Below are 26,026 nucleotides of genomic sequence, written 5' to 3' on the forward strand. Positions count from 1 at the left end.
GGCCCGCCACAAGGGGCGGGCCAGGTCAGGGAGAATGTTTCAGTAGTCTTGATTAAGCGCGTCGGCGGCGGGGATTTCGCGCTCGCGCCGCGCAATATAGTCGAGCAGTGCCTCGTTCACGCCTGCGTCGAGTGTCGGCTCTTCATAGGCGTCGAGCAGGCGGCGCGCGTGGATGAGGGCGCGCTCGGTGATCTCCTTCGATCCATCGGCCACCCATTGCTCGATCGAGTTGTTGTCGAAGAGATCGGGCATGAAGAACGCGATCTGGAAATTCTCCTGCGTGTGCGGATGACCGAGATAATGCCCGCCTGGCCCGACATCTGGGATCGCGGCGAGGGCCGCGTCGAAATCGCCCCATTGCGGGCCCGAGGCCATGCGGTGCGCCATCGCGCATTGTTCGGCATCCACGACGAACTTGGCGACGGAGCAGTGCATCCCGGCCTCGTTCCAGCCCGCCGAATGCCAGATATAATTGGCACCGGCATGGATCACCGCCGACAGGGTCGTGGCACTCTCATAGCCTGCCTGCGCATCAAAGGTCTTGGCCCCGCCCAGCGTGTTGGAGGTGCGCCATGGCACGCCGTAGAACCGCGCCATTTGGCCGATCATGAAATTCATGAGGGAGATCTCGGGTGTGCCTGCCATCGGTGCGCCCGACCGCATCGACACGGTCGAGAGGTAATGGCCATAAATTGCCGGGCAGCCGCGGCGGATCACCTGGGTATAGGCCAGTGCCGAGAGCGCCTCGGCATTGAGTTGCGCGACCGTTGCGGGGACGGAGGCGGGTGTATTCGCCCCGCCGAGGACAAAGGGCGAGCACAGCACCGGCTGGTTGCGGCGGCAGAAGGCGCGCATCGCGCCCAGCATCGTCTCGTCCCAGACCAGCGGCGAGTTGCCGTTGCAGTTGCCGGTGGTGACGGGATGATCCTCCATGAAATCCGCGCCGAAGAGGATGGCGCACAACTCCATCACGTCCTCGGCGTTCTTGGGGCTGGTCGTCATCCCCATGAAGGTCTTGTCCGAGTGTTTCATCGAGGAATAGGTGATCCGCAGGTGCCGCTGGCTGATCGGGTGGTCGTAGGGCTCCACGATGTGATGCGCGCTGGAATGCAGGGCGGGCATCATGTGGCTCAGCTTGTGGAACATCGCGAGATCGGCGAGCGTGGGATTGCGGCGCACGTCGTCGAGATCACGCAGATAGGGCGCGCCGGTCATCGGCACGAAGATCGAATGCGGCCCGCCGAGGCGGACGTTCTTTTGTGGATCACGGGCGTGATAGGTGAAATCCGCAGGGATCGTGGCAACGAGGTCGCGCACGAGGCCACGGTCGAGATAAACGCGCTCGCCCACCACCTTGGCGCCCGCGCGACGCCAATCCGCAAGCGCGATCTCGTCGCGGAACACGACGCCGACGTTTTCGAGGATGTTCATGGAGGCCGCATCAATGCGCGCGATCTGATCGGGGTCCATCACCTCGCAGGTGGGCAGAGTGCGGGTCAGACCGGGCAGCATGTCGAATTTCGGCGCGCTGCGGATGCTGCGCCGCGCGGCGCGGCCCCCGGCACGGGCGCGGGGTTTGGTCAGGGTTGTCATGGCGGGTCTCCTTCCCGTCCTAGTCTGGGAGGGGTGGAGGCGTTTGACGTGCAGGTTTGCGATATCCTCTTGCAGAATACGACATCCCGAACAGATGCTTTTGTCGGGCTGCCGTCCCGGGACCGCGCGTTCGAGGAGCACAGAAAATGAAACCGGCCGGGCCACGACCTTGAATTTTCTTTTTTGAACGCGTGGGACGTGGTTCGCCACGGGCCAAGCCACACTCCGGCAAACAAATGCACCTCTCCTCAAACCTTCTCTGCGGATATTCTATGCTTGGAATGTCGCCTGTCAGGGCTTAGATGCGTCACATGGCAAAGAACAAGTTCAATGACGGGCCCGGCCCTTCGCAACGCCAGCTTCGTGTCGGCGAACTTATCCGCAGGACGTTGTCGGACGTGCTGATGCGCGGCGATATCCATGACCCGGACCTCAACCGTCTGTCGGTCACCGTGGGCGAGGTACGCACCTCGCCCGATCTCAAGATCGCGACCGCCTATGTGATGCCCCTTGGCGGCAGCGGACAGGGCGAGGTGATCGAGCTTCTGGCCCGCAACAAGGCCGAGCTGCGCCGGATCATCGGGCGCAAGGCGGGGCTGAAATTCACCCCGGATCTGCGCTTTCGGCTTGATGAGACCTTCGATCAGATTGACGAGACGCGCAGGCTGTTCGAGCAGGACGAGGTGCGCCGGGATGTGGAGGACTAGGCTCTGCGCCGCCCTCGGGGCCTGTCTGTTGGCGGCCCCTGCGGTGGCGGAGTGCCGGGCTGAGCAAGTCGAGGGGCAGGGCTATGTGATCTGCGCGGTCGAGGCGGGGGCCGACCTTCGGCTCTTTCTGAACGACCCCGAGACGGACACGCTGCTTGGCAGTTTCGCCGGGGTCGATGCGCATCTGGCGAAGGCGGGCGAACAACTGGCCTTTGCGATGAATGCGGGCATGTATCACGGTGATCGCCGTCCTGTGGGTCTTTATATCGAAGACGGGCGGGAAGTTGCGCCGCTGGTCACCCGCGAGGGCCCCGGGAATTTCGGGCTATTGCCCAATGGTGTCTTTTGCCTGCGCGACGGGCGTGCGGCGGTGATTGAGACGCTGCGCTATGCGCAGGAGCGGCCCGATTGCCGCTATGCCAGCCAATCCGGCCCGATGCTGGTGATCGACGGCGCGCTGCATCCGCGCTTTCTGGTAGACAGCGACAGCCGCTATATCCGCAACGGCGTGGGCACGTCCGACGACGGGCGGGTGTGGTTCGTGATTTCCGATGAACCGGTGAATTTCCATCGCTTCGGGCGGGTGTTCCGCGATCATCTGGGCGCCGCGCAGGCGCTCTATTTCGATGGCAAGGTGTCGCGGCTATACGCGCCGGGGCTGGGCCGCAATGACCTCGGGTTTCCACTGGGGCCGATGGTGGGGCTTGTGGTTGACGCGGAGACCCCGCTGGATTAGCCCTGCGCTTCGTTCAAAAGCAGGAAAAGGCCGCAGATGGCACGCAAACGCAAGGGGCGCGACGTAAACGGGTGGCTGGTGGTGGACAAGCCTGCGGGCATGACCTCGACCAGCGTGGTGAACAAGGTGAAATGGGCCCTGCAGGCAAAAAAGGCGGGCCATGCCGGCACGCTCGACCCCGAGGCGACGGGGGTTCTGGCGGTGGCGCTTGGCGAGGCGACCAAGACGGTTCCCTACATCACCGACGCGCTCAAGGCCTATGAATTCACCGTCCGGCTGGGGCAGGCCACCAATACCGACGATGCCGAGGGTGAGGTGATCGCCAGCAGCGACACGCGCCCCACGGATGACGAGATCAAAGACGCGCTCGGGGCGTTCGTCGGCGATATCATGCAGGTGCCGCCGCAATATTCCGCCGTCAAGATCGACGGACAGCGCGCCTATAAACTGGCCCGCGAGGGCGAGACCTTCGAGGTCGCCGCCCGCCCGCTCTGGGTCGAGGAATTGCTGCTGGTCGACCGGCCGGATGCCGATCACGCGGTGCTGGAAATGGTCTGCGGCAAGGGCGGTTACGTGCGCTCGGTCGCGCGGGATCTTGGGGCGGCGCTTGGGTGTTACGGCCATGTCGTGGCGCTGCGGCGGGTCTGGTCTGGCCCGTTCGAGACTGAGGGCGCGCTGAGCATCGAGCAGATCGAGGCGATGGCGCAGTCGCCCGATCTCGACACGTATCTGCGGCCCTTGGAAGAGGGGCTGAGCGACCTGCCCATGGTTACCGCCACGCTAGAGGGCGCGGCACGGTTGCGCAATGGCAACCCCGGCATGGTGATCGCGAATGACGTGGAATATGGCGAGGAATGCTGGGCCGCGCAGGACGGGCGCGCGGTGGCCGTGGGCCGGTTCAAGGCGGGCGAATTGCACCCGAGCCGCGTGTTCAACCAATGACCGGAAACGCCCCCGACCACCTGCATGATCCGGGCGGCAAGGTGCGGCTGCGCCTGCCCGACGGGGTGATCGGCGGGGCGACGTTTTCCGACTGCGGACGCTATCGGCAGGCGTTGACCCGCGACTGGACGCCCGAGGGAGAGGCGGCGCGCGCGGTGCTTTTCGTGGGGATGAACCCGTCGGTGGCCGGGGCGGAGGTATCCGACCCCACCTGCCACCGGGAATTGATGTTCGCCCGCGACTGGGGCTTTACCCGCTATCTCAAGGGCAATGTGCTGGATTGGCGGGCCACCTCGCCGCGCGACCTTCCGCCCGACCCGGCGCTGGCGTGCAGCGCTGCGAACATCCCGGCCCTCGTCGATATGGCGCGAGAGGCGGAGTGCGTGGTGATGGCCTTTGGCAAGCTGCACGCGCGCTACGCGGGCGTGGTGGGCGGTGTCCTGCGCGCCGTTGCCGAGACTGGCCGCCCGCTCAAATGCCTGGGGCTGAACAAGGACGGTTCGGCCAAGCATCCGCTCTATCTGCGCAAGGATACTGCGCTGATGGATTTCCCCGCGCTGGACTGACGTGGCGGGTCAGGAGGGATCGTCAAGGCTGTCGAACCAGCCCCAGGCATCGGCGGCAAGGTTGGGGCCGATTTCGTAGAACCAATGGGTGTGATCGGGGATGAGGTGCAGTTCCGTGTCATGCCCTGCCGCCACAAGCGCCGCCGCTGCCGCCTGCGCGCCTTCCACCGAGAAGATGTGATCGCGCTCGCCGAGATAGAGCCGCAACGGGGGCGCCTCGGGCGTGGGGCGGTACTGGTCGGGCGGACCATAGCCGCCATGCAGCGCCGCGGCACGCCAGGGACCGATGCCGCGATTGACGAGCAGGGCGGCGTATCTTGCCCCGGCCGAGTGACCGAACAGGTAGACATGCGCGCGGTCGATGGGCCGCGTCGCGGCGACGGTGTCGAGCATGGCTGCGATGCGCGGGGCGGTGATATCCTGTGCCGCCCATGTCTTGCCAGGTGCGTCGGGGGCGATCAGCACCACCGAGCGCGTGCGCCCCACCCGCTGCCACATGTCGAGCATCGACAGGCCGTCACGATTGGCGCCGTGCAATAGTACGACCACCGGGGCCGCCGCATTGCCGGGCGGCACGAGGGCGTGCCAGGACAGCCCGTCGCTTTGATACCGGGTGCTCTGCCGTGCGATCTCGGCAGAGGGGGTATAGTCGAAACTATCTGGAATCGCGGGAGTGAGAAAGCCACGCGGCCGTTCGATCAGCGTGCCGGGTCGGATTTCGGGGGCTTTTGTTGCAGGGTGTTCCGAGGCAGGGGCTGCCTGTTCGGTCCCTGGTGCCATCAACAGTGCGGCGACGACAAGCGCAAGCACGCCACCGACGATCCCGATCAACACAACACGCAAAACTCTCATCTGACACTCCGGGAAACCAATATGGTTGCGCTGCCTTGATAGCCAATCCTTCAGGTTGTGAGAAGCCTGCATCGCAAAGATGAGACCGCCCGGACATGAAAAGGGGCACCGCCGAGGGTGCCCCTTTCAAGCTATGGTCGAACTGTGGTTTAGCTGTCTTCGAGTGTCAGCGCGACAAAGCGCGGCTCGCCGGCGCGGCGGATCAGCAGCAGGAGCGATTTGCGCCCTGCCTCTCGGGCCTCGGCGATGCGGTCGTCGAGATCGCCGATCGAGGCGATCTTCTGCTGCCCGGCCTCGGTGATCACGTCACCGGCGCGCAGACCCTTTTCATAGGCCTCAGACAACTCGTCCACATCTGTGACCACCAGCCCGGTCGCGTCACTGTCGAGTTCCAGCTGGGTGCGCAGCTCGTCATCGAGGGGCTGGACCGTCAGACCGAAGATGTCCTTTTGCTGCGGTTCGGACGGATCCTCGCCGGGCTGTGCCACCGGGACCGCGTTCTCGGCCTCTTCGCGGCGGCCAAGCGTGACCTTGAGCGTCGTGGTCTTGCCGTCGCGGAACACGACCACGCGGACTGTCTTGCCCACGGCGGTGTTGCCCACCTGCCGCACGAGGCCACGGGTATCCTCGACCTCCTTGCCGTCGAAGGAGGTAATCACGTCGCCGGCCTGCATGCCAGCCTCTGCGGCGGGGCCCTCGGGCACATCGGTCACCAGCGCGCCTGCGGTCTTCTCGAGATCCATGGCCTCGGCCACGTCATCGGTCACGTCCTGGATGCGCACACCCAGCCAGCCGCGCCGTGTCTCGCCATACTCCTGAAGCTGGTCGACCACGCGCTTGACCACGTTCGCGGCCATCGAGAAGCCAATCCCGATCGAGCCGCCGGTGGGGCTGAGGATCGCGGTGTTGACGCCCACCACCTCGCCGTCGAGGTTGAAGAGCGGGCCGCCCGAGTTGCCCCGGTTAATGGCTGCGTCGGTCTGGATGTAGTCGTCATAGGTGCCCGAGAGCGCACGGTTGCGAGCGGAGACGATCCCCGCCGACAGCGAGAAGCCCTGACCGAGCGGGTTACCCATGGCGAGCACCCAATCGCCGACACGCGCGGTGTCGCTATCACCGAAATTGACGAAGGGCAGCGGCTTGTCGGCCTTGACCTTCAGAAGCGCGATATCGGTCTTGGGATCGACGCCGACCACTTCGGCGGCCAGGGTCTCACCCGAGAAGAACTCGACATTGATCTCGTCGGCGGCCTCGATGACATGGTTGTTGGTCACGACGAAGCCGTCCTCGGAAATCACGAAACCAGAGCCGAGCGCCGAGGAGCGGCGCGGGCGGTCGCCTTCGCCCATGCGGTCGCGGAATTGCTCGAAGAAATCCTCGAAGGGCGAGCCTTCGGGCACCATCGGCGAGGGGCCGGTGCCGCGCTCGACCACGGTCGAGGTGGTGATGTTGACGACCGACGGGCTGACCTTTTGCGCCAGATCGGCAAAGCTCTCCGGGCGCGCCTGCGCCGCGATCGCCTGTGCAAGCAGAAGGCCCACAACCAGGGCCATCAGCCAGAGCGACCTGAGCGGCGTCGCCCGGGATCGTGTCGTGGATATCATCGGGAGGTTCACGCCAATATCTCCTTTGGTTCGTGTCAAACAGGGCGCGCCGCGCGCGCCAGCCTCGCCTACAGATGTAGGTGCCTCGGGCCGGATCGCAAAGGGCGCAACCTCAAGTCACGTTCATGTGACCGCTTTGACGCGCGGAAATCAAGTATTGCCGGGCGTCAAAGTTCACTTCAGGCCCCGTTGCACCACGTCCAGCGCCAGATCGCGCACCAGCCGGGCCCGCGCATCCGCCAGATCGGCGGGTGTTCGCTCACCGGCGACTGGGGTGGTCAGGTCAAACAGACGTGCGCGGTCGCGGCCCTCTTCGGATGTGACGAAATACTGCCCCGAGAACTGAAACGTGCCATCGGCGCGCGCCAGCATGTCCTCGACGCGAATTTCGACTTCTGCCGCCGCCGGATCGAGAAACGGCCAAGGTTCAGAGGCGACGCGCGCGCCGGTGATCCCGGTCAGATGTCGCGCCAGTTCCAATGTCATCGCGCGGCTTGGATCGTCGGCCCACAACAGCCCGCCATTGTCGCGCAGGCGGCCGGTCTCGTCGGCGGTAAAGATCGCCTCGCCCGCCGCGTAGGTCGGCAGCGAGACGTTGCGCAGCGCGACCGTGGCATAGGCGATGCGCTGTTTTTCAGTGGTTTGCGCACGGGGCACGGCGATGCGCTCTTCGGGGGCCGAGGCGCAGGCGGCCAGCAGGGGCAGGGCGGTGAGGCAGATGATGGATAGGGATTTGAACATGGCTCAGCGTCCTCGGATCAGGGAACTTGGGTTGCGCTCGAGCGCGCGGGCGAGCGACGCGACGGCCTTGGCCGCGGCCTCGACCTCGCGCAGGGCGGCGCGGGCGTCGCGCCCGACCCCGCCCTGCGCCTGATAGCCTTCGAGCGTGGTATTGGCGCGGGCCAGCACGCCGCGCGCCTCGGCGATGAGGCCGGGCAGATCGTTGCCCGCTTCGGCGAAAGTGTCGGCCGCGCTACGGGCCGAATCGAGCGCGGCGACGGCATTGTCGACGACGCCACCCGCGCGCGACTCTTCCAGTACGAGGGCCAGTTCGCCGAGCGTGGAATTGAGCTGTCCGGGCAGGGCGCGGGTGTCGTCCTGTCCGATCAGGGCATCGGCACTGGCCAGCAGCGCAGAAAGATCGGCGGCCAGCACATCAAGTTCGACCTCGCCTGCGCGGGCGGCGACCGCATCGAGACGGTCGATGAGCCGGGGCAGGCCGTCGGTCGCGGTGCCGACGCTGCGCGCGGCCTCTGCCGCGTCGTCCAGCAGGCTGGAGACGCGGGCCGCGAGCGCCTGCTCGTTGATCTGCGCGATCAGCGTTTCAAGTTCCGACAGTGTTGTATCGAGCCGCGCAGGCAGGGCCTGCGCCTCAGACAGAAGCGCGTTGACGTTGCCGGGCACGGCGCGTGTATCGTCGCTGGCAATCAACGTGTTGGCGTTCTGCATGAGGGTGATGGCCTGCGCCATCACCTCCTCGACGGGCAGGGCATTGATCCGCTCGAACACGCCCTCGGCGGTGGCCGAGACATCGGCGATCTCGCTCTCGGTGGTGGGCAGGACCGGCGGCGCGCCCTCGGTCTGGGTGATCTGCGCCTCGGGGGCATTCGGCACCTCGATAAGTTCAACCTTGAGGCCGCCGGTGAGGATCGACGCCGTGGCAAGTCGCGCGCGCAGCCCCTCGGCCACCCGCTCGCGCAGGAAATCAAGCGCGTTCTCGGCACCATTCTCGCCATCAAGGCCAAGCCGCCCGGGCCGGATCGCCAAAGTGACGGCAAGGCGCACGTTGCCATCGCCGAACCGCGCCTCGTCCACCATGCCGTTGAGCGCCTCGACCTCGCCGATGCGCAGCCCGTTCAATTCCACCGGTGCGCCTGTGGACAGGCCGGTGATGTTATCGTCAAAAAGCACCGAAAGCGTCAGCGCCTCGCCCTCGTTGCCGGAAAAGATGCTGGCCTGCGCCGCCGATTGCTCGGCGAACACGGTAAACCGTGCGCCGGGATCGACGGAGGTGCCACCCGACAGCATGGTATCGAATGTGATGCCGCCCGAGACCAGCGAGGCGATGGACGAGAAATCGACCGCAGCGCCGCCCGGCCCGAAGGAAAACGAGAACCCCGAGGCATCCCAGAACCGCGTCGCGCTGTTGATCAGGCGGTCATGTGGGGCGTAGATCACGGCCTCGGCCTCGGCGGTGCTGCCCTCGTCTGAAATGACCGGTTTGCCGATGCGTCCCACTTCGATCCCGCGATAGAGGATCGGTGCATTCTCGGTCAGCGCGGCCCCGCCCGAGGCGCGCAGCGTCAGGCGTAGCCCGGGGGTGCCCAACCGCTCCAGCGGGGCGTCGGCCAAGCCCTCGAAACGCGTGGTCGCCGGGCCCGGTTCGTTGTCCCACAACCCTTCGATAAAGACGCCCGACAGCACCGTGTCGAGGCCTGAGACGCCTTGCGTCGTGACCTGCGGGCGCACCACCCAAAAGCTCGCATCGCTGTCCACGTAAGGTGCCACATCCTGATCCAGCCGCACCTTGACCAGCACCTGCTCAAGGCCTTGAGCAAAGCCCACCTCTTCGACCAGCCCGACCTTGACGTCGCGATAGCGCAATTCGGTGCTGCCCGCGCGCACGCCGCTGGCGTTCTCGAAGCCGATCTCGATCAGTGGGCCGCGATCCGCGTAGTTCTGCCACGCGATGGCGAGCACCACGACAAGGGCCACGAGCGGCACGATCCAGACAATCGACAGCCGTTGCCAGACCGGCCGGCCGGCCGGGGAGACCGGGGCCTCGGGCGGGGATGTGGTCTTGTCACTCACGCGGTACGCTCCTTCGGTTTTCGGGCAGGGCGCGTGCCCTCGGCGCTGTCCCAGATGAGGCGGCTGTCAAAGCTTTGCGCCGACAGCATGGTGAATATTACAGATAGGGCGAAGAACAGGCTTGCCCGTCCCGGCGTGATCGTGGCCAGCGCCTGAAGCTGCACCAGCGCGGACAGGATGGCCACCACGAAAACGTCGATCATCGACCAGCGCCCGATATATTCCACCACCTCGTAGAGCCGGTGCCGCCACGCCTCGGAGATCTGCGGCCCGTGCCGGACCCCGATGGCGAGCCCGGCGAGGACGACGAACTTGCCCACCGGGATGAGGACGCTGGCAATCAGGATGATCGCAGCCACGCCCCAGTTGCCATGCCGCGCCAGATCGACCGCGCCGCCGACGATGGTATCGCTCTGTGTGCTGACCAGTGTGCGGGTTTCCAGCATCGGGTAGAGATTGGCCGGGATATAACAGCCCAGCCCCACAAGCCACCATGCCCAGACCTTTTGCAGCGACATCGCATCGCGCGACTGCAAGCGGCTGCCACAACGCGGACAGCGCGCGGTGCCTGCGGGCGAGGGGCGGGTGCAGCGGGTGCAGCCGACAAGCCCCTGCCCCCGTGCGGTGTTCACTCCTTCAGGGAGGTCCATATCGAATACCTGCACATCAATCGGTCACTCGCCACCACGATCACCACGAGCGCGGCAAAGAGCCAGGCCGCAGGGCCAAAGAACACCTCGGCCAGATCGCTCAGCTTGACAAGGGCCACGGCACAGCCAAGCGCGAAAATTTCCGCCATCGACCAAGGCAAGAGCTTCTCCGAGAGGCGAAACGCGGCCTTTGCATGCGGTGCGGGCGGCCGGTCGCGGATGATCGGGGCGAGCACGTAGATCAGCAGGATCAGCCGCAGCGCCGGGATGATCACGATGAACAGGAGCACCGCCACCGCAAGCACCGACAGCAGCCCCGAAAAGGCAAAGGCGGTATCGAGCACCGAGGCCTCGTGCCGGACCCCGCCCGCGCCGATGGCGAGAAACGGAAACACCGTCGCCGCCGCGATCAGGATCAGCACGGTGAGGGCCAGCGCGATCAGTTGCGTACCGGCCTTGCGCCGGGGTGCGATCAGCACGGTATGACAGCGTGCGCAATAGGCCCGTTCGCGCGCCGCCACGGTGGGCGCCCGATAGACCAGATCGCAGGTCGGGCAGACGATCAGATCGTCCAGTTCGTCCGTTGCGTCGCGCATTGGTCCCTTTCATCAGGGTGACGGGCCTGACCCGGCAAGCGTCAAGAGTGGGGGAAGCGAGGGCGGAACTCAACCCCCGGACCCGAACGAGTGGCACCATGTCGCCTTTTGCAGGTGTCTCTGCTTGAGGCGTCGGCGAATTCATCCACAACATATTGCATGTATCCCCAACAAATTGCTTTACAGGGGGGCAGAATGCCCGCACCATATCTTGTATGGGCGGTGGGAATGGCCCCCGCCCGTAGAGCAGGCACCTAGCGTTGGGGGTGCATCGCCATCCCCGCGCTACAGCAAATGAGGCGGCGCCATGGCACTTTCCGAAAGCTTCTTTCAAGAAGATCTCCATCCCATTGATATTGTTGAGCATATCGCCGAACATCACGACTGGGATTTCGATCGGATCGGCGACGATCAGATCGCCATGGCGGTCGAGGGACAATGGCGGACCTATTCGCTGACCCTCGCCTGGTCGCACCATGACGAGACCTTGCGCCTCGTGTGCACCTTTGACATGGAGCCGCCCGAGGACAAGCTGCCCGCGCTTTATGAAATCCTGAATGAAATCAACGATCAATGCTGGTCGGGCGCGTTCACCTGGTGGGGTGAGCAAAAGCTGATGGTCTATCGCTACGGCCTTGTCATGGCGGGCGCACAGGCCCCGTCGCCCGAGCAAATCGACACCCTGCTGAGCGCCGCTGTCCTGAGTGCCGAGCGCTATTATCCGGCGTTTCAACTGGCAATCTGGGGCGATCAGACCCCGCAACAGGCGATGCAAGTCGCCATTGCAGAGGCCTACGGGCGCGCGTAACACTGACCCCCGCGAAGAGGTGTAATCAAACGCGGGGGATCACCATGACCATGGATCACGTGGCCGAAAACGGCCTTGTTTTACTGGGTTGCGGCAAGATGGGCAGCGCCATGTTGCAGGGCTGGCTGGCGGACGGATTGCCGCCCGCCTCGGTCTGGGTGATCGACCCGAATCCGTCGGACTGGCTGCGCGGCACCGGCGTGCAGATCAACGCTGATCTGCCTGACGCGCCTGCCATCGTGCTGGTCGCGGTCAAGCCGCAGATGATGGGTGAGGCGCTGCCGGTGCTGCGCGACCGGGGCAATGGCGCGACGCTGTTTGTTTCGGTCGCAGCGGGCACACCGATTTCCGCATTCGAGCAGGCGCTTGGGGCAGAGACCCCGATCGTTCGGGCGATGCCCAATACCCCTGCCGCCGTGGGGCGCGGGATCACCGCGATCATCGGCAATGCCCATGCCACGCCTGAGCAACTCGATCTGGCCGATATGCTGTTGCAGGCCGTCGGGCAGGCCGTGCGGCTGGAGGATGAGGGGCAGATGGACGCGGTCACAGGGCTCTCGGGCTCTGGCCCGGCTTATGTCTTTCACATGATCGAATGCATGGCCAGGGCGGGCGAGGCGCAGGGGCTATCACCGGAACTTGCCATGCAACTGGCGCAAGCGACCGTGGCGGGCGCTGGGGCGCTGGCCGAGGCGGCGGATGAGACGCCCGCGCAATTGCGCCAGAACGTCACAAGCCCCAACGGCACCACGCAGGCGGGGCTGGAGGTGCTGATGGACGAGCACGCCGGCCTGCCGCCGCTGATGGTGCGCACGGTCAAGGCTGCCACTGATCGTTCGCGGGAATTGCGCAATGGCTGAGATCACGTTTGACGACTTTCTCAAGGTCGATATCCGGGTCGGCCGTGTCACCCGCGCCGAGCCCTACCCCGAGGCGCGCAAGCCCGCGATCAAGCTCTGGGTGGATTTCGGCCCGGAGCTTGGCGAGAAGAAATCGAGCGCGCAGATCACCGCGCATTATGAGCCTGAGGCGCTGATCGGCCAACAGGTGCTGGCGGTGGTCAACTTCCCGCCCCGGCAGATCGGCAAGTTTCTGTCCGAAGTGCTGGTTCTGGGGCTCAGCGATAGCAAGGGCGATATCGTTCTGATACGCCCTGACATGGACGTTCCCATCGGAGAGAGACTGCATTGAAACGGATCCTGATCACCCGGCCCATGCCCGCCCGCGTGCTCGACGTCGCGCGCGAACATTTCGATGTGGAGATGCGCGACGACAACACCCCGCTCAAGCTGGGGCAGATGCGCGGGGCGCTGGCGCTTTATGACGGTATCCTGCCGACGCTTGGCGATATGTTCAGCGCGGATGTGTTCACCGAGGCCGAGGGCAGCCGCTGCCGGATTCTGGCGAATTTCGGGGTGGGCTATAACCATATCGACGCGGCCGCCGCGCGGGAGGTGGGCATTGCCGTCACCAACACGCCCGGTGCGGTGACCGATGCGACCGCCGATATCGCGATGACGCTGATCCTGATGAGCGCGCGCCGCGCGGGCGAGGGCGAGCGGCTGGTGCGGGCTGGCAAATGGCCGGGCTGGAACCCGACGCAGATGCTGGGGCTGCATGTTACGGCCAAGACCGTGGGCATCATCGGCATGGGCCGCATCGGGCAGGCCATCGCGCGGCGTTGCCATTTCGGCTTTGGCATGGAGGTGGTCTATTACAACCGCTCGGACAAGCAGATGGAGTTCGAGGCCCGGCAACTGCCGCGGATCGAGGACGTGACGGCAGAGGCGGATATCGTCGTCATCGCGCTGCCCGGAGGGGCCGAGACCAAGCATATCATCAATGCCGAGGTGCTGGCCGCGATGAAGCCAACGGGGCATCTCGTGAATATCGCGCGCGGCGACGTGGTGGATGAGGCGGCCCTGATCGCAGCACTGCAAGAGGGGCGCATCGCGGGGGCGGGGCTCGACGTCTACGAGCGCGAGCCGGTGGTGCCGGATGCACTCAAGGCGATGGAGAACGTGACGCTGCTGCCGCATCTGGGGACCGCCGCGCTGGACGTGCGCGAGGCCATGGGGTTGATGGCGGTGGAGAACCTGCGCGCGTTCTTTGACGGCGAGACCCCGCCCAATCAGGTGAACTGAACCGCGACGGGTGTTTTTGGGTATTTTTGCCAAGAAGAAACCCCGGTCGCCCGGTTTTGCGCGACGTTGCGCTTGACCTTCGGGATGCCCTGCGGTGATCTGGCCGGAACCTTGAGGAGTGCGATATGGTGCAGCCCGCGATAACGGGATCGGGTGTTTTCACGCCCGCCGACGTGATCAGCAACGAGGAACTGGTCGAGGCCTTCAACGCCTATGCCGAGCGCTTCAACGCGGCCCATGCCGAGGCGATCGCGGAGGGCGAGGTCGAGGCCAAGGGCCTGTCCTCGCCGGAGTTCATTCACAACGCCTCGGGGATCGAGCGGCGGCATGTGATGGACAAGAGCGGTGTGCTCGATCCGGAGGTGATGCATCCGCTCTTGCGTCAGCGCAGCGATGACGAGCCGGGGATCATGGCGGAAATGGCGCTCGATGCCTGTGGCAAGGCACTGGCGCAGACGGGGCGCGAGGGGGCGGAGATCGACCTGATCATCTGCGCCGCCTCGAACCACGAGCGGCCCTATCCGGCGATTGCCATCGAGATACAGGAGTTGCTGGGCGCGGGCGGTTTTGCCTTCGACATGAATGTCGCCTGTTCCTCGGCCACGTTCGGGATTCAGGCGGCAGCGGACATGATCCGCGCGGGCAGTGCGCGGCGGGCGCTGGTGGTCAACCCCGAGATCTGCTCGGGTCATCTGGAGTGGCGCGACCGGGATTGTCATTTCATCTTTGGCGATGTCTGCACCGCCGTGGTGATCGAGGCGGCGGAGGAGGCGCAGGGCGCGCATTTCCTGATCCATTCGACGCGCTGTGCGACGAAATTCTCGAACAACATCCGCAACAATAATGGCTTTCTGCGGCGCACGCGCCCGGATGGGGTGGCAGACCGGCGCGACATGCAGTTCATGCAGGAGGGGCGCAAGGTGTTCAAGGAGGTGCTGCCGATGGTCTCGGCGCATATCCTGGGGCACCTGGAGGGTGACGGCGTCAAGGCCGACGACCTGCGCCGCCTCTGGCTGCATCAGGCCAACAAGACGATGAACGATTTCATCGGCCGCAAGGTGATGGGCCGTGTACCCGAGGCGGGCGAGCAGCCGAATATCCTGCAGGATTACGCCAATACCTCGTCTGCCGGGTCGATCATCGCGTTTTCTAAGTATTCCGATGATCTGGTACCGGGCGACAAGGGGCTTATCTGTTCGTTTGGCGCAGGCTATTCTGTGGGCTCGGTGCTGGTGGAACGGGCGTGAGCCATGCGCCGGGCCGTGGGTGAGGCCCCGGAACCGGCACTGGCAAAGCCGCTGGACAGAACTGCCCGGGGATGATTGCGGCCCCGCCGTCACGGTCCCGACCGGGCAGGGGGGAATACCTGCACCTATCGGCCCCACCCCTGCCCGACCCGAGGTCGCAGCCCCGCGCAAAGCAGCCAGCACCCCGAGTAAGCCCCGGGATTAATTTGGAAATGACATTCCCCGGCAAAGTCATTAATGGGAAAAGATGTTTTGGGTTCCCCTGGTTTTGGGGAGAGTTGGGGATGATTCATGTCTAGGATGGAAAGCTACCTGAAAAAGCACACCGAGGCGCTCGTGAAGGACGTGGGCATTGAGGCGGCGTGCAGGCTGACAGGTAAGTCCAAGGCTACGCTGGGCCGCTACTATTCGGATCACGAGGAACATGCGGATCGCTTCATGCCGGTCGATGCGGTGGCGGCACTGGAGGAGGCATCCAGCTATCCGCATGTCACCAGTGCCCTTGCCGAGTTGAAGGGCATTCACCTGAGCCTGAGCGGAGAGCGGCGCAACGCCGATGAGAAGGCCAACGTAAACAGCGACGTGATCGCCCTGTCACAGCGGTTCGCGATGCTGATGGCCGAATATCAGCAGAGCATCGAGGATGGACGGATCACCGTGAACGAGGCCAAGCGCCTGTTGCGCGAGACGACGCAATTGCAGCAGGTGCTGATCGAGATGAAACTGCACCTTCAGGAAGAGGTCAGCTGAGCGGTCTCATCCGAAGAGTGCCGCCGAAGCGTCATGCAGCATGGCCACCACAGAGGCGCGGAACCCGGGAAGTACGAGGGCCGACAAAACCCCCAGATGCAGCACGATAATCGCGTTCAGCGAGGTGCGGAACGGCTCCTTGCGGGTCTTGTGGCGGAACATCGCCTGTCCCGTCTTGGCCCCGAACGAGCCGCCGACGAGGCACAGCGTCAGCATCGTGCTTTCGGGCACGCGCCAGCGTCTGTGAATCGCGCACTGCTTGTCCCACCAGAACAGACCGAGCGTAACAATGTTCAGCCCGATTAGGTAGGTGAGGGCAAGAGTAAGCGGAGACATGGCAATATTTTCAGGTATTTGAGTGTGTCAGGTGCCGCGTGACGCGGCGGCTCAGAGGCTTTTGCGCGCCGAGAGCGCCGCGCTGATGGTCCCGTCGTCGAGATAATCCAACTCGCCGCCAATGGGAACACCCTGTGCGAGAGATGTGAGCGTAACTTTGCCTTCAAGTTGATCGGCGATGTAATGCGCGGTGGTCTGACCATCCACCGTGGCGTTGAGCGCAAGGATCACCTCGGTGATCTCTTCGGTCTCGACCCGGTCCACCAGTTGCGGAATGCGCAGCGCCTCTGGCCCGATCTGATCGAGCGCCGAGAGCGTGCCGCCGAGGACGTGATAGCGCCCCTTGAAGGCCTGCCCACGCTCCATCGCCCAGAGATCGGCCACGTCCTCGACCACGCAGATCTGGCCGTTGGCGCGTTTCTCGCTGGCGCAGATATCGCAGGTCTCGGTGGTGCCGATATTGCCGCAGGTCATACATTCGCGGGCGGTGGCGGCGACGGTCTGCATCAGATCCGCCAGCGGCGTGAGCAGCAGCGCCCGCTTGCGGATCATGTGCAGCACCGCCCGCCGGGCCGAGCGCGGCCCAAGCCCCGGCAGGCGCGCCATCATGTCGATCAGGGCGTCGATGTCGCGGGTGCTATTCAATCTTCACATCCGTGTGGTGGGCTGCCGCGCGTCGAGCGAGCGTGATTTCCGGAAAGATGGATGCCGGGTATCAGAACGGCAGTTTCATGTCCTTGGGCAGGCCCATGCCTTCGGTCAGCTTGCTCATCTCTTCCTGGGCGCGGTCGCTGGCCTTGGATTGCGCGTCCTTAATGGCGGCGAGGATCAGGTCCTCGACCACTTCCTTGTCGTCGGAATTGAAGATCGAGGGGTCGATATCTAGGCCCTTCAACTCGCCCTTGGCGGTGCAGGTCGCCTTGACGAGGCCGGCGCCGCTTTCGCCCTCGACCATGATGTTGTGCATCTCTTCCTGAAGGTCGGCCATTTTCGTTTGCATTTCCTGCGCGGCCTTCATCATCTTGGCCATGTCGCCCATCTGGCCCAAACCCTTGAACATGATATGATCTCCTCTGGATCGTGGCCCGTTTTGGCGGGCCGGGAAAGATTTCGCCGTCTTTAAGCATATTGGCATGACAAAGGCGACAGGCAAGCGGCGGGATCAGTCCTCCTCGAAGGGATCCCATTCATCCTCGACCTCGGGCAGGGCCTCAACCCCGGCATCGGTGGTGATGTCACGGGCGGTCTTGATCTCCTTGATCGCGGCCTTCGGGAAGGCCTCGAACACCGCGCGCACGAGCGGGTGCGATTTTGCCTCGGCCTCAAGCGCATCCTGTTCGGCATGGCGCGATTCGCGGATCGTGGGTGTTGTGGCCGAATTCACCAGCGTGACGGCCCAGCGGTTGCCGGTCCAGCGTTGCAGCGCGCCGCCAAGACGTTGTGCGAGGTCCTGCGGCGCGTCGGGTGTCGGCGTGAATTCGATCCGCCCGGGGCGGTAGGCGGCGAGGCGCAGGCAGCCTTCGACCTCGATCAGCAGTTTCGCGTCGCGATTGGCGCGGATCAGGTCGAGCACATGCTCGAAGGTGGGATAATGGGCGAGCGCCTCTTCCGCGTCCTGCGCGAGAGCCGTGACCTGTCCAGTGCCCCGTGCGCTCGGCCCCGAGGGGCCGGAATGGGTGGGGCGGGGCAGGGCGCTGCCCTGCGCCGAGGTGCTTTGGCCTTGTGCCTGCGGCCGCGCGCCGCCTCCGCCGCCCGGTTGTGGCGGCGGGCTGTCCTGCAAGCGGCGCACGAGGTCTTCGGGCGTGGGCAGGTCGGCGACATGGGTCAGGCGGATGATGGCCATTTCGGCGGCCATCATGGAGTTGGGGGCGTCGGCCACCTCGTCGAGCGCCTTGAGCAGCATCTGCCACATGCGCGTCAGGATGCGCATCGGCAGGGCCTCGGCCATCTCCTGCCCGCGGGCGCGCTCATCGGGGCCGATGGTGGGGTCGTTGGCGGCGTCGGGGGTGATCTTGACCACGGAAATCCAGTGGGTGATTTCCGATAGGTCGCGCAGCACGGCTAGCGGGTCGGCGCCTTCGGCATATTGCGCGCCAAGCTCCGAGAGCGCGCCCGCCGCATCGCCCTTCATGATCATGTCGAAGAGATCGAGCACCCGGCCCCGGTCGGCCAGCCCAAGCATGGCGCGCACCTGCTCGGCACTGGTTTCGCCTGCGCCGTGGGAAATCGCCTGATCCAGTAGCGAGGTTGCATCGCGCGCCGAGCCTTCGGCGGCGCGGGTGATCAGGGCGAGCGCATCGTCGGTGATCTCTGCGCTCTCCCGGTCCGAAATGCGGCGCAGCAGGGCGATCATCACCTCGGGCTCGATCCGGCGCAGGTCAAACCGCTGGCAGCGCGACAGGACGGTGACCGGCACCTTGCGGATCTCGGTGGTGGCGAAGATGAATTTCACATGCGCGGGCGGCTCTTCCAGCGTCTTCAGCAGCGCGTTGAACGCGCCCGTCGAGAGCATGTGCACCTCGTCGATGATGTAGACCTTGTAGCGCGCCGAGGCGGCCCGGTAATGCACCGAGTCGATGATTTCGCGGATGTTTCCCACGCCGGTATTCGAGGCCGCGTCCATCTCCATCACGTCGACATGGCGGCCCTCCATGATGGCGCGGCAATGCTCGCACTCTCCGCAGGGATCGGTTGTCGGGCCGCCTGCGCCGTCATGGCCGATGCAGTTCATCCCCTTGGCGATGATCCGCGCGGTGGTGGTTTTGCCGGTGCCGCGAATGCCGGTCATGATGAAGGCTTGCGCGATGCGGTCGGCCTGAAAGGCGTTCTTGAGCGTGCGCACCATCGCATCCTGCCCGACCAGATCGGCAAAGGTCTCGGGCCGGTATTTGCGGGCCAGAACCTGATAGCCGGTCTTGGGTGTGTCGGACATGCGCGGGCCTTTCGGATTCGGGGGTCTGGGGCAAGGTAAAGCGGGGCAGGCGGGGCGTCCACCTTGCTTTTTGCGCAGGCCGTGGCAAAGCTATGTGCGTGCGAGTTGGGGGTGGTTATGACTGACGCTGTTGCAAGAGGTGGTATCGTGACGGGCTTCGTGATCCATGCCCTGCACGTGGGCGGAGGCACGCTGGCGCTTGCGCCGCTGCCCGGGGCTGCGGGGGATTATGCGTCTGACCTCAGCCATATACGGGACTGGAAGCCGGCGCTCGTCATCAGCCTGACCGAGGAAATGGAACGTGCCACGGCCGGGGCGTCCGGGTTTGGTGCGGACCTACAGGACACCGGCACGCGATGGATTGCCTTTCCGTTGCCGGATTTCGGTGTGCCGAGCCCTGATCAACACATGGAATGGCGCAACGCCAGCCAGGCGGCCCGCGCTGCACTGAACGGGGGCGGGCGGGTTCTTGTCCAGTGCCGGGGCGGGTGTGGCCGATCCGGCATGGTGGCGTTGCGCCTGATGATCGAAACCGGAGAAGCACCCGACGCTGCGCTGCGTCGCTTGCGGTCGGTGCGGCCCTGCGCAGTCGAGACCGAGGCGCAGATGGCTTGGGCGTTGCGCGGCTAAGCCTTTGCCGATGTCGAAAAAAGGGTGAGAGGTTGGACAACGACCCAAGCGTGGCTCGTTACGGCTGCTTCCTTCCGGATCTGACCGGGTTGGCGAGGTGCCTGCCCGCGCCAACCTCTCGAACGGTGACATAGTCGTCCGGGTCGGGATTCGCAAGGGAGGTCGATTTCACATGTGAAAATAGGGGAACGCGCAAGCGCAACAGGCCCGCGTCGGTCAGACCGAGATCGGTGGCCCCAAGTGCTGCGATCTCTTGCGGATAGGCGCGCAGGCCCGGCCCGGTTGCGATTTCGGCCCATGTCTCGGGCAGGGCGGCAAAGTGCCATGTGTCACGGGCCTGCGGGGTGAGGGTGCCGAGCGCTGCCACATGATCAGCGATCAGGTCGCGGATCGGGCGGCTGCCATAATGGACAGCGACTTGTGCTGCGAGGGCCGGAAAAGGCCCCCCGCCCCCCGCGCGATAGGTATTGGTCGCGACAATGAAGCGATCATCGTCCGACACGGGACGGCCTGCGTGACGCAGGTCCCGGATGCGCCGCGCCTCTGGGTTGATCAGCGTGCCGGTCAGGTCGTATCTCGGTGGTTGTGCGAGGTCGATCCTGTAGCTGAGCCCGTCGATCACGTCGAAATGGTGGCCGGGCACGTGCGGGTCGAACAATGGCTGCGACACGCTGCCGGGTGTAATCTGGCTAAAGCAGATCGCGGCTCGTTCCAGCCAGTCGTGCAGGTCCGCGCCCGTGACGAGCAGCCCGCAAAGCACGTTTGGAAAGCCATATAGATCGGCGATATTGCCGAGGCGTAGCGGCCCGGCGGCAATGTCGGCATAATGATTGGCCCCGCCGCGCCCACCGGTCTTGAACGGAGCGGCGGCCGACAGGAGGGGAAACTCGCCATGCGGCGTGTCCCGCAGCGCCGCGCTGAGGGCTGTGCGCTGCGCGTCATTGATAAGCTGCGTGGCCGCGTCGTTGCGCAGAAGCGCAAGATAGCTGTGCAGCGGGGCCGTCGTTACGCCGAGCACCTGATCCGTGAGACGCCGGGTATGGGCATGTGCGCGGGCGAGCGCTTTGGTCAGGGTCGGACAAGGTGGTGCATCTGTTGCCGATATGAGCGTGGCGTGGTGATCGGCGATGCGCCATGCGCCCGCAACGCGGGTCAATTGCAGGTCGAACTGACCGAGATGCGATCCGGCAAATCCCGGATTGAGGCACGGTGTTCCGTGCAGGGTGGCGCGCTCGATATCGGCCCCCGGCGTGGGCCGATGGTCGGGGCCGGGAAATATCCTGTGACTGTGGCCCGCGCAAATCACGTCAATGCCCGGGATGCGGGCAAGCGCGCGGGCGGCATTTTCCATCATCGGTCGTTCAGGGCCGTCCTCGATGCCGCTATGTGCAAGGACGATGATCAGGTCGGCCCCCGCGGCACGGATGACGGGAACCCATGCGCGGGCGGTCTCGAGCATGTCGCGCGCCTGCAGGCGGCCTGACAGGTGGGCGTGGTCCCACTTTGTGATCTGGGGTGGGGTCAGGCCGAGCACGCCGATGCATATTCGCCGTAGCGCGCCTGCCCTGTCGCGCAGATCGCGGGACAAGACGACATAGGGCGGCAGGAATGTCTCGTCCTTGTCGGGGCGTGCTCCGGGCGTGGTCACGGCGTTGGCGCAGGTCAGCGGAAAGGTTGCCTGTTGCAGCGTTTCACCCAGCCAGGCGAGGCCGAAATTGAACTCGTGATTGCCGAGCGTGGCGGCGTCATAGCGCATGAGGTTCATGGCGCGCAGCACCGGGTGATGCCCGCGCCAGCCGTGTCCGGGCTGCGCGGTCAGATCGCTGAGCGCGGTGCCCTGAAGAAAATCGCCATTGTCGAGCAGGATGCAGTTTTCTGCGCCAGCCTCGGCCCGCGCCGCGCGCACGAGGGTGGCGATGCGGGCGAGGCCGCAGGACTGGTCGGGGCGTCGGGTAAAGTAATCAAAGGGGAGGATATGGCCATGCACATCCGTCGTGACCATCACGCGCAGGTGCACCGTCTCGTCGTCGGCTATGGTATCGCGCGGGTCTGGAAAATTCTGGGTCAAATTCAGTGGCTACACTTGTTGCACGGGTACGGTTCGACCGGAGAACACCCGATCACGATTCACACAACAAAAGTCACTTCACAATTCTATGGGTGTAAAAACCCGCGTTTCAATACACTAAAGGTTGCAAATTCGTGTGTTTACCTCTCGCCCGTGCCGGGATCGGCAGGACATGTGCTTGTCTTCCGGGCGCGGGACGTGAAATTGGGGTCAGTCAAACGGACAGGGAATACTGGAATGCGTCGGGCGGAACAGGTGACATTCGGCGGCTCGGGGCTGGATCGGGCGGATGATCTGCGCGGCGATGCGGGCGCGATCTCGGCGGCGGTGGCCGAAGGGCGTGCGCGCGCGGTCGTGCTCTGGCGCGGCAAGCCACTGATGGCCGCCGGGACGCTGGATCGCCTGATCTATGTCGCCGCCGATCATCCGGTGCTGGCGCGCTATCATGTTCCTCCGATCCTTTTGGGCCGTGCCGAGAGCGGTGAATTGCTGCTTGCGCATGACATTTCCGCGTGGGTGCCGCCGGGGCTTGCGCCCGATCAGCTCGATACGTTTCTGGATGCGACCGAGCAGGTCCATCCCGACCTGCCCGAGGGCAGCGCCTTTGCCGAATTGCGCCGGGTGATGTCGCATCTTGGCCCGCGCGAGGCCGAGCTTGCGGCCACCGCCAAGGCGGTCTTTGGCTGGCATGTCACGCATCGCTTTTGCGCGCGCTGCGGCAAGGAAAGCCGGATGATCCGCGCCGGATGGCAGCGCGCCTGCGACCATTGCGGCGGGCAGCATTTCCCGCGCACCGATCCGGTGGTCATCATGTTGATCACGCAGGGGAATTCGGTGCTCATGGGGCGTTCGCCGGGATGGCCCGAGGGCATGTATTCGCTGCTGGCAGGCTTTATTGAACCGGGCGAGACGATCGAGGCCGCCGTGCGCCGCGAGGTCTGGGAAGAGGCGGGCGTTCGGGTCGGGCATGTGGATTACCTAGCAAGTCAGCCCTGGCCGTTTCCGGCGTCCTTGATGTTTGGCTGTCACGGCGAGGCGTTGAGCCACGAGATCACCATCGACCCGCATGAGATCGAGGACGCCCGCTGGATGACGCGGGAAGAAATTCTGGCGGCCTTCGCCGGTGAGAACCCGGAAGTCCTGCCCGCCCGAAAAGGGGCGATCGCGCATTTCCTGTTGCAGAACTGGCTTGCCGATACGCTGGATTGAGGCGACACTGCCGATAAGGCTTGGGCAGGCGGAATACAGGCGGGAAAGCAGGTCATGCAGTTCAGCAGCAAGGAAGACATCGAGGCGCCCATCGACGCCGTGTTTCGGGAAATAACCGATTTTCAATCCTTCGAGCGCTCTGCGCTGCGGCGCGGTGCCGAGGTGCAGCGCACAGACGCGCTCGACGTCCCGGCTGTCGGTATGAGCTGGCACGCGCGGTTCATGCTGCGTGGACGCAAGCGCGAGATGGATGTCGAGCTTGTGGCGTATGACCCGCCTAACGGGATTGAGCTTGAGGCGCGCTCGTCCGCCGTTCTGGGGCGCATGCGGGTCGATCTGGTGGCGCTGTCGCGTGGCCGGACGCGGCTTTCGGTCGATCTGAATCTCGAGCCGCGCAGTATGTCCGGGCGGCTGTTGGTGCAGTCGCTTAAACTGGCGCGCAACAACCTGAGCAAGCGGTTCCGTCTGAGAATTGCGGATTATGCCGTCGATCTGGAGGACCGCTACAAGCGGAGCGCATGATCCCGTTGTCCGCCGGTCACTCTAGATAGACGCCCCACCAACGCAGGGTGTGGCGCAGGTGATCGCGGATTTCGGACGTCGCGCGTGCGACATCACGTGCCTCGATCGCATCGAGAATGGCAAGATGTTCCTGCATCGCTGATGCGATCCGGTCGGCCAGAAAGGGCCGGGTGTTCTGGATGACGGCGATCCGGTCGCGGTTCTCGGCATAGAGTTTTCGTGCAAGCGCCGAGTCGAGCCCGTGGGCGAGGGCATCGTGCAGGGAAAGATCGGTCCGGATGGCCTCGTCGGGCAAACCGGCGGTCATTCTGGTCGCGGCAGCGTCGCGCAAGTGCTCGTGCTCGGCCCGCAGCCTGGCAAGCGGAAAGTCTGCCCCGGTTTCGATGATCCGCCGCGCACCTTCACAGTCGAACATGGCGCGCAGTTCAAGGCATTCGCGGGTGGTTTCGGGCCCCGCATCCATCACCGTGATCCCGCGCTTGGGCAGGATGCTGAGCAGGCCGCTGGCCTCGGCGCGTTTCACGGCCTCGCGGGTGGCGGCCATCGGCAGGCCGAGGTCTTGGATCAGCATCGGCATCGACAGGAAACTGCCGCTGGCCAGACGGCCGTCGCGTAGCCGCTCCAGCAGGGCTTGATGGGCCTTGTATGTCAGACCGTCACCCGCGTTGGAGCGCGGGGTAAAAGTCGTGGAGGCGGCGCGAGTATCTTGCAATCCTTGAAAGTCCTTTCTCAATTCACGCATTATCAAAACCTAACATAATATCTAACATTTCAGATGCAATGTAAGACGCGCGATCTCAGCCGCCAATCAACCACGTGCGATGAGCAACATCGCCATGCGCGGCCAAAACAGGGAGTTCTGAGATGCAGACGGTGACACTCGACGGACAGGCCGCGCAAGGCGGCGACGACACACTCGACCCGGTCACGCCGGATCAGAAGACATGGGGCTGGTTCGCCATCTTCAACGTCTGGGCCAATGATATCCAATCGCTGTTTGGCTACTCATTGGTGGCCTCGCTGTTCATTTCCTATGGGGTGAGCGGCTGGACGGCGTTTGCCGCACTGATCTGCGCGGGGCTGTTCGTGATGTTCCTGGTGAACCTCTCGGGGGCGGCGGGCGAGAAATACGGCATTCCCTATCCGGTCTTCGCCCGCGCCAGCATGGGCACGGCGGGGGCGATGCTGCCGGCGGTATTGCGCTCCACGGTGGCGGTGTTCTGGTACGGGGTGCAGGTCTATTTCGCCTCGACCGCGCTGGCGCTGCTGATCCGCTCGGTGACAGGCGTCACGGGGGGCACGGAAATCCTCGGGCTGACGGGTATTGACTGGCTGTCCTTCGTGCTGGTCTGGGCCTTTCACATCGTGATCTTCTGGCGCGGCATGGGTTGGGTCGAGACCTTTCTCAATATCGCCGGGCCCTTCGTCTACTTGGTGATGATCGGGCTTCTGGCGGTGCTCTGGGTGAAATCCGACGGCCAGCTTTTGTCGCAGGCGCAGACGATCTTTGCCAATCCCGATGCCACCTGGGCCACGGAGTTCAACGGGTTTATCGCGATCATCGGCACGATGGTGGCCTATTTCGCCGCCGTGATGATCAATTTCAGCGATTTCTCGCGCTATGCACGGGACAAGCGCGCGATGGTCGTGGGCAACCTCGTGGGGCTGCCGTTCAACATGATCCTGTTTTCGGCGCTGGCGCTGCTGACCACGGCGGGCGCGGCGGTGGTCTACGGCGAGGCGATCATCAACCCGACCGAGATCGTGGGCCGCACCGACAGCGTGCTCTTGGGCGTGATCGCCGCGATCACCTTTTTCGCGGCCACGGTGGGCATCAATCTCGTGGCCAATTTCATCCCGGCGGTGAACGGCATCGCCAGCCTTGCACCCTCCAGGATCGGGTTCCGCAAGGCGGGGCTGATCACATCGGTCTTTGCCCTGGTGATCGGCGGGTTCTGGACCAGCTTCATCAGCGAATTCGGGATCAGCGGCTTCGTCAACACGCTGGGCGCGACGCTGGCGCCGATCTACGGGATCATGATCGTGGATTACTATCTGCTGCGCAAAGAGGCGCTGAAGCGCGATGACCTCTATGACATGGAGGGCGGCACCTATCACTACAGCGGCGGCTGGAACCGCAATGCGCTGATCGCTTTCGGGATCGCGGCGGTGTTCTCGGTTGCGACGGTCTGGGTGCCCGCGTTGAGCCAGCTTGCGGGCTATGCTTGGGTGATCGGGGCCATTCTGGGCGGGATCATCTACTTTGTCCGCTGTCGGACGTCCCATCTGGTGTGATGCGAACGCGAGAGACCTGCGAAGCCCG

At 64.7% G+C, this 26,026-nt stretch carries 26 protein-coding genes, 1 other RNA gene and 1 pseudogene; 14 read left to right on the forward strand and 14 right to left on the reverse strand.

Annotation, left to right across the window (positions count from 1 at the left end):
• Positions 1-39: 39 nt before the first annotated feature.
• Entirely contained in the window at positions 40-1,593 is a 1,554-nt protein-coding gene (locus RID11_RS11075; RefSeq protein ID WP_350138947.1) for a trimethylamine methyltransferase family protein, read from the reverse strand.
• A 311-nt stretch (positions 1,594-1,904) separates the two neighbouring features.
• Here RID11_RS11075 and rbfA point away from each other — a divergent pair, with 311 nt between their 5' ends.
• Genes rbfA through RID11_RS11095 form a run of 4 tightly spaced genes read left to right on the forward strand, consistent with a single transcriptional unit; the run spans position 1,905 to position 4,544 of the window.
• Entirely contained in the window at positions 1,905-2,300 is a 396-nt protein-coding gene (gene rbfA, locus RID11_RS11080; RefSeq protein ID WP_080458242.1) for a 30S ribosome-binding factor RbfA, read from the forward strand.
• Entirely contained in the window at positions 2,287-3,036 is a 750-nt protein-coding gene (locus tag RID11_RS11085; protein ID WP_350138949.1) for a phosphodiester glycosidase family protein, read from the forward strand. Before rbfA ends, RID11_RS11085 begins: the two co-directional genes overlap by 14 nt.
• Positions 3,037-3,072: 36 nt before the next feature.
• Positions 3,073-3,978 carry a tRNA pseudouridine(55) synthase TruB gene (gene truB / locus RID11_RS11090; RefSeq protein ID WP_350138951.1) on the forward strand — a complete coding sequence of 302 codons (906 nt, stop codon included), beginning with the start codon at positions 3,073-3,075 and terminating at the stop codon, positions 3,976-3,978.
• Positions 3,975-4,544, forward strand: a complete 570-nt coding sequence (locus RID11_RS11095) for a DUF1643 domain-containing protein (protein WP_350138952.1) — start codon at positions 3,975-3,977, stop codon at positions 4,542-4,544. The genes truB and RID11_RS11095 overlap by 4 nt, the downstream gene beginning before the upstream one ends.
• A 9-nt stretch (positions 4,545-4,553) precedes the next feature.
• On the opposite strand, the gene RID11_RS11100 is transcribed toward RID11_RS11095, so the two are convergent.
• From RID11_RS11100 to RID11_RS11125, 6 genes are all read right to left on the reverse strand, one after another.
• Entirely contained in the window at positions 4,554-5,396 is an 843-nt protein-coding gene (locus RID11_RS11100) for a dienelactone hydrolase family protein (RefSeq protein ID WP_350138955.1), read from the reverse strand.
• A gap of 149 nt (positions 5,397-5,545) precedes the next feature.
• Positions 5,546-6,949: a DegQ family serine endoprotease gene (locus tag RID11_RS11105; protein ID WP_502949354.1), complete on the reverse strand. Its 1,404-nt coding sequence runs from the start codon at positions 6,947-6,949 to the stop codon at positions 5,546-5,548.
• Between the two features lie 225 nt (positions 6,950-7,174).
• Positions 7,175-7,741 (reverse strand): PqiC family protein, encoded by a 567-nt coding sequence (locus RID11_RS11110; RefSeq protein ID WP_350138958.1) that lies wholly within the window; start codon positions 7,739-7,741, stop codon positions 7,175-7,177.
• 3 nt (positions 7,742-7,744) lie between these two features.
• Entirely contained in the window at positions 7,745-9,811 is a 2,067-nt protein-coding gene (locus RID11_RS11115) for a PqiB family protein (protein WP_350138961.1), read from the reverse strand.
• Positions 9,808-10,461, reverse strand: coding sequence for a paraquat-inducible protein A (locus RID11_RS11120; RefSeq protein ID WP_350138963.1), 654 nt, complete (start codon positions 10,459-10,461; stop codon positions 9,808-9,810). The genes RID11_RS11115 and RID11_RS11120 overlap by 4 nt, the downstream gene beginning before the upstream one ends.
• A complete protein-coding gene (locus tag RID11_RS11125) occupies positions 10,440-11,057 on the reverse strand; it encodes a paraquat-inducible protein A (protein ID WP_350138966.1) in 618 nt (205 codons plus the stop codon). The genes RID11_RS11120 and RID11_RS11125 overlap by 22 nt, the downstream gene beginning before the upstream one ends.
• 307 nt (positions 11,058-11,364) lie before the next feature.
• Here RID11_RS11125 and RID11_RS11130 point away from each other — a divergent pair, with 307 nt between their 5' ends.
• The 6 genes from RID11_RS11130 (at position 11,365) to RID11_RS11155 (ending at position 16,006) form a co-directional block, all read left to right on the forward strand.
• On the forward strand, positions 11,365-11,865 hold the full coding sequence (locus tag RID11_RS11130) for a type III secretion system chaperone family protein (protein ID WP_350138969.1): 501 nt from the start codon (positions 11,365-11,367) through the stop codon (positions 11,863-11,865).
• 44 nt (positions 11,866-11,909) lie between these two features.
• Complete coding sequence (gene proC / locus RID11_RS11135; protein ID WP_350138971.1) at positions 11,910-12,725, forward strand: pyrroline-5-carboxylate reductase; 816 nt, start codon at positions 11,910-11,912, stop codon at positions 12,723-12,725.
• Positions 12,718-13,056: a tRNA-binding protein gene (locus RID11_RS11140; protein WP_350138973.1), complete on the forward strand. Its 339-nt coding sequence runs from the start codon at positions 12,718-12,720 to the stop codon at positions 13,054-13,056. The genes proC and RID11_RS11140 overlap by 8 nt, the downstream gene beginning before the upstream one ends.
• Entirely contained in the window at positions 13,053-14,009 is a 957-nt protein-coding gene (locus RID11_RS11145; protein WP_350138975.1) for a 2-hydroxyacid dehydrogenase, read from the forward strand. The genes RID11_RS11140 and RID11_RS11145 overlap by 4 nt, the downstream gene beginning before the upstream one ends.
• 125 nt (positions 14,010-14,134) lie before the next feature.
• A complete protein-coding gene (locus tag RID11_RS11150; protein WP_350138978.1) occupies positions 14,135-15,256 on the forward strand; it encodes a beta-ketoacyl-ACP synthase III in 1,122 nt (373 codons plus the stop codon).
• A gap of 291 nt (positions 15,257-15,547) precedes the next feature.
• Positions 15,548-16,006: a phage regulatory CII family protein gene (locus tag RID11_RS11155; protein WP_350138980.1), complete on the forward strand. Its 459-nt coding sequence runs from the start codon at positions 15,548-15,550 to the stop codon at positions 16,004-16,006.
• Positions 16,007-16,012: 6 nt separating this feature from the next.
• On the opposite strand, the gene RID11_RS11160 is transcribed toward RID11_RS11155, so the two are convergent.
• From RID11_RS11160 to RID11_RS11175, 4 genes are all read right to left on the reverse strand, one after another.
• Positions 16,013-16,342 carry a DUF1294 domain-containing protein gene (locus RID11_RS11160; RefSeq protein WP_350138983.1) on the reverse strand — a complete coding sequence of 110 codons (330 nt, stop codon included), beginning with the start codon at positions 16,340-16,342 and terminating at the stop codon, positions 16,013-16,015.
• 51 nt (positions 16,343-16,393) lie between these two features.
• Positions 16,394-16,987, reverse strand: coding sequence for a recombination mediator RecR (recR, locus tag RID11_RS11165; RefSeq protein ID WP_350138986.1), 594 nt, complete (start codon positions 16,985-16,987; stop codon positions 16,394-16,396).
• A 70-nt stretch (positions 16,988-17,057) separates the two neighbouring features.
• Complete coding sequence (locus tag RID11_RS11170; protein ID WP_350138988.1) at positions 17,058-17,402, reverse strand: YbaB/EbfC family nucleoid-associated protein; 345 nt, start codon at positions 17,400-17,402, stop codon at positions 17,058-17,060.
• 102 nt (positions 17,403-17,504) lie between these two features.
• Complete coding sequence (locus tag RID11_RS11175) at positions 17,505-19,274, reverse strand: DNA polymerase III subunit gamma/tau (protein ID WP_350138991.1); 1,770 nt, start codon at positions 19,272-19,274, stop codon at positions 17,505-17,507.
• A 117-nt stretch (positions 19,275-19,391) separates the two neighbouring features.
• Between RID11_RS11175 and RID11_RS11180 the strand changes: the two genes are divergently transcribed.
• Entirely contained in the window at positions 19,392-19,904 is a 513-nt protein-coding gene (locus tag RID11_RS11180; protein WP_350138994.1) for a protein-tyrosine phosphatase family protein, read from the forward strand.
• A 23-nt stretch (positions 19,905-19,927) separates the two neighbouring features.
• On the opposite strand, the gene ffs is transcribed toward RID11_RS11180, so the two are convergent.
• Positions 19,928-20,024: signal recognition particle sRNA small type (ffs, locus tag RID11_RS11185), an RNA gene on the reverse strand.
• A 247-nt stretch (positions 20,025-20,271) separates the two neighbouring features.
• Positions 20,272-21,906, reverse strand: a pseudogene (locus RID11_RS11190) (bifunctional 2',3'-cyclic-nucleotide 2'-phosphodiesterase/3'-nucleotidase); the annotation flags it as partial.
• A gap of 303 nt (positions 21,907-22,209) precedes the next feature.
• Here RID11_RS11190 and nudC point away from each other — a divergent pair.
• Complete coding sequence (gene nudC / locus RID11_RS11195) at positions 22,210-23,181, forward strand: NAD(+) diphosphatase (protein ID WP_350138996.1); 972 nt, start codon at positions 22,210-22,212, stop codon at positions 23,179-23,181.
• Between the two features lie 54 nt (positions 23,182-23,235).
• A complete protein-coding gene (locus RID11_RS11200) occupies positions 23,236-23,703 on the forward strand; it encodes an SRPBCC family protein (protein WP_350138998.1) in 468 nt (155 codons plus the stop codon).
• Between the two features lie 16 nt (positions 23,704-23,719).
• Here the strand turns inward: RID11_RS11200 and RID11_RS11205 are convergent, their stop codons facing one another.
• Complete coding sequence (locus RID11_RS11205) at positions 23,720-24,415, reverse strand: GntR family transcriptional regulator (protein WP_350139000.1); 696 nt, start codon at positions 24,413-24,415, stop codon at positions 23,720-23,722.
• Positions 24,416-24,567: 152 nt separating this feature from the next.
• On the opposite strand from RID11_RS11205, the gene RID11_RS11210 reads away from it, so the two are divergent.
• The gene (locus tag RID11_RS11210; RefSeq protein WP_350139002.1) at positions 24,568-25,998 is read left to right on the forward strand and encodes an NCS1 family nucleobase:cation symporter-1; all 1,431 of its coding nucleotides are present in this window, start codon (positions 24,568-24,570) and stop codon (positions 25,996-25,998) included.
• The last annotated feature ends 28 nt before the right edge of the window (positions 25,999-26,026 follow it).

Origin of the sequence: Roseovarius sp., from assembly GCF_040219995.1 — a bacterium.
Classification (GTDB): Bacteria; Pseudomonadota; Alphaproteobacteria; order Rhodobacterales; family Rhodobacteraceae; genus Roseovarius.

What these genes read in the sequence shown, in the direction of transcription:
- RID11_RS11075 (WP_350138947.1), bottom strand. Translation starts at nt 1,593, where the DNA reads ATGACAACCCTGACCAAACCCCGCGCCCGTGCCGGGGGCCGCGCCGCG.
- rbfA (WP_080458242.1), top strand. Translation starts at nt 1,905, where the DNA reads ATGGCAAAGAACAAGTTCAATGACGGGCCCGGCCCTTCGCAACGCCAG.
- RID11_RS11085 (WP_350138949.1), top strand. Translation starts at nt 2,287, where the DNA reads ATGTGGAGGACTAGGCTCTGCGCCGCCCTCGGGGCCTGTCTGTTGGCG.
- truB (WP_350138951.1), top strand. Translation starts at nt 3,073, where the DNA reads ATGGCACGCAAACGCAAGGGGCGCGACGTAAACGGGTGGCTGGTGGTG.
- RID11_RS11095 (WP_350138952.1), top strand. Translation starts at nt 3,975, where the DNA reads ATGACCGGAAACGCCCCCGACCACCTGCATGATCCGGGCGGCAAGGTG.
- RID11_RS11100 (WP_350138955.1), bottom strand. Translation starts at nt 5,396, where the DNA reads ATGAGAGTTTTGCGTGTTGTGTTGATCGGGATCGTCGGTGGCGTGCTT.
- RID11_RS11105 (WP_502949354.1), bottom strand. Translation starts at nt 6,949, where the DNA reads ATGGCCCTGGTTGTGGGCCTTCTGCTTGCACAGGCGATCGCGGCGCAG.
- RID11_RS11110 (WP_350138958.1), bottom strand. Translation starts at nt 7,741, where the DNA reads ATGTTCAAATCCCTATCCATCATCTGCCTCACCGCCCTGCCCCTGCTG.
- RID11_RS11120 (WP_350138963.1), bottom strand. Translation starts at nt 10,461, where the DNA reads ATGGACCTCCCTGAAGGAGTGAACACCGCACGGGGGCAGGGGCTTGTC.
- RID11_RS11125 (WP_350138966.1), bottom strand. Translation starts at nt 11,057, where the DNA reads ATGCGCGACGCAACGGACGAACTGGACGATCTGATCGTCTGCCCGACC.
- RID11_RS11130 (WP_350138969.1), top strand. Translation starts at nt 11,365, where the DNA reads ATGGCACTTTCCGAAAGCTTCTTTCAAGAAGATCTCCATCCCATTGAT.
- proC (WP_350138971.1), top strand. Translation starts at nt 11,910, where the DNA reads ATGACCATGGATCACGTGGCCGAAAACGGCCTTGTTTTACTGGGTTGC.
- RID11_RS11140 (WP_350138973.1), top strand. Translation starts at nt 12,718, where the DNA reads ATGGCTGAGATCACGTTTGACGACTTTCTCAAGGTCGATATCCGGGTC.
- RID11_RS11150 (WP_350138978.1), top strand. Translation starts at nt 14,135, where the DNA reads ATGGTGCAGCCCGCGATAACGGGATCGGGTGTTTTCACGCCCGCCGAC.
- RID11_RS11155 (WP_350138980.1), top strand. Translation starts at nt 15,548, where the DNA reads ATGTCTAGGATGGAAAGCTACCTGAAAAAGCACACCGAGGCGCTCGTG.
- RID11_RS11160 (WP_350138983.1), bottom strand. Translation starts at nt 16,342, where the DNA reads ATGTCTCCGCTTACTCTTGCCCTCACCTACCTAATCGGGCTGAACATT.
- RID11_RS11170 (WP_350138988.1), bottom strand. Translation starts at nt 17,402, where the DNA reads ATGTTCAAGGGTTTGGGCCAGATGGGCGACATGGCCAAGATGATGAAG.
- RID11_RS11175 (WP_350138991.1), bottom strand. Translation starts at nt 19,274, where the DNA reads ATGTCCGACACACCCAAGACCGGCTATCAGGTTCTGGCCCGCAAATAC.
- RID11_RS11180 (WP_350138994.1), top strand. Translation starts at nt 19,392, where the DNA reads ATGACTGACGCTGTTGCAAGAGGTGGTATCGTGACGGGCTTCGTGATC.
- nudC (WP_350138996.1), top strand. Translation starts at nt 22,210, where the DNA reads ATGCGTCGGGCGGAACAGGTGACATTCGGCGGCTCGGGGCTGGATCGG.
- RID11_RS11200 (WP_350138998.1), top strand. Translation starts at nt 23,236, where the DNA reads ATGCAGTTCAGCAGCAAGGAAGACATCGAGGCGCCCATCGACGCCGTG.
- RID11_RS11210 (WP_350139002.1), top strand. Translation starts at nt 24,568, where the DNA reads ATGCAGACGGTGACACTCGACGGACAGGCCGCGCAAGGCGGCGACGAC.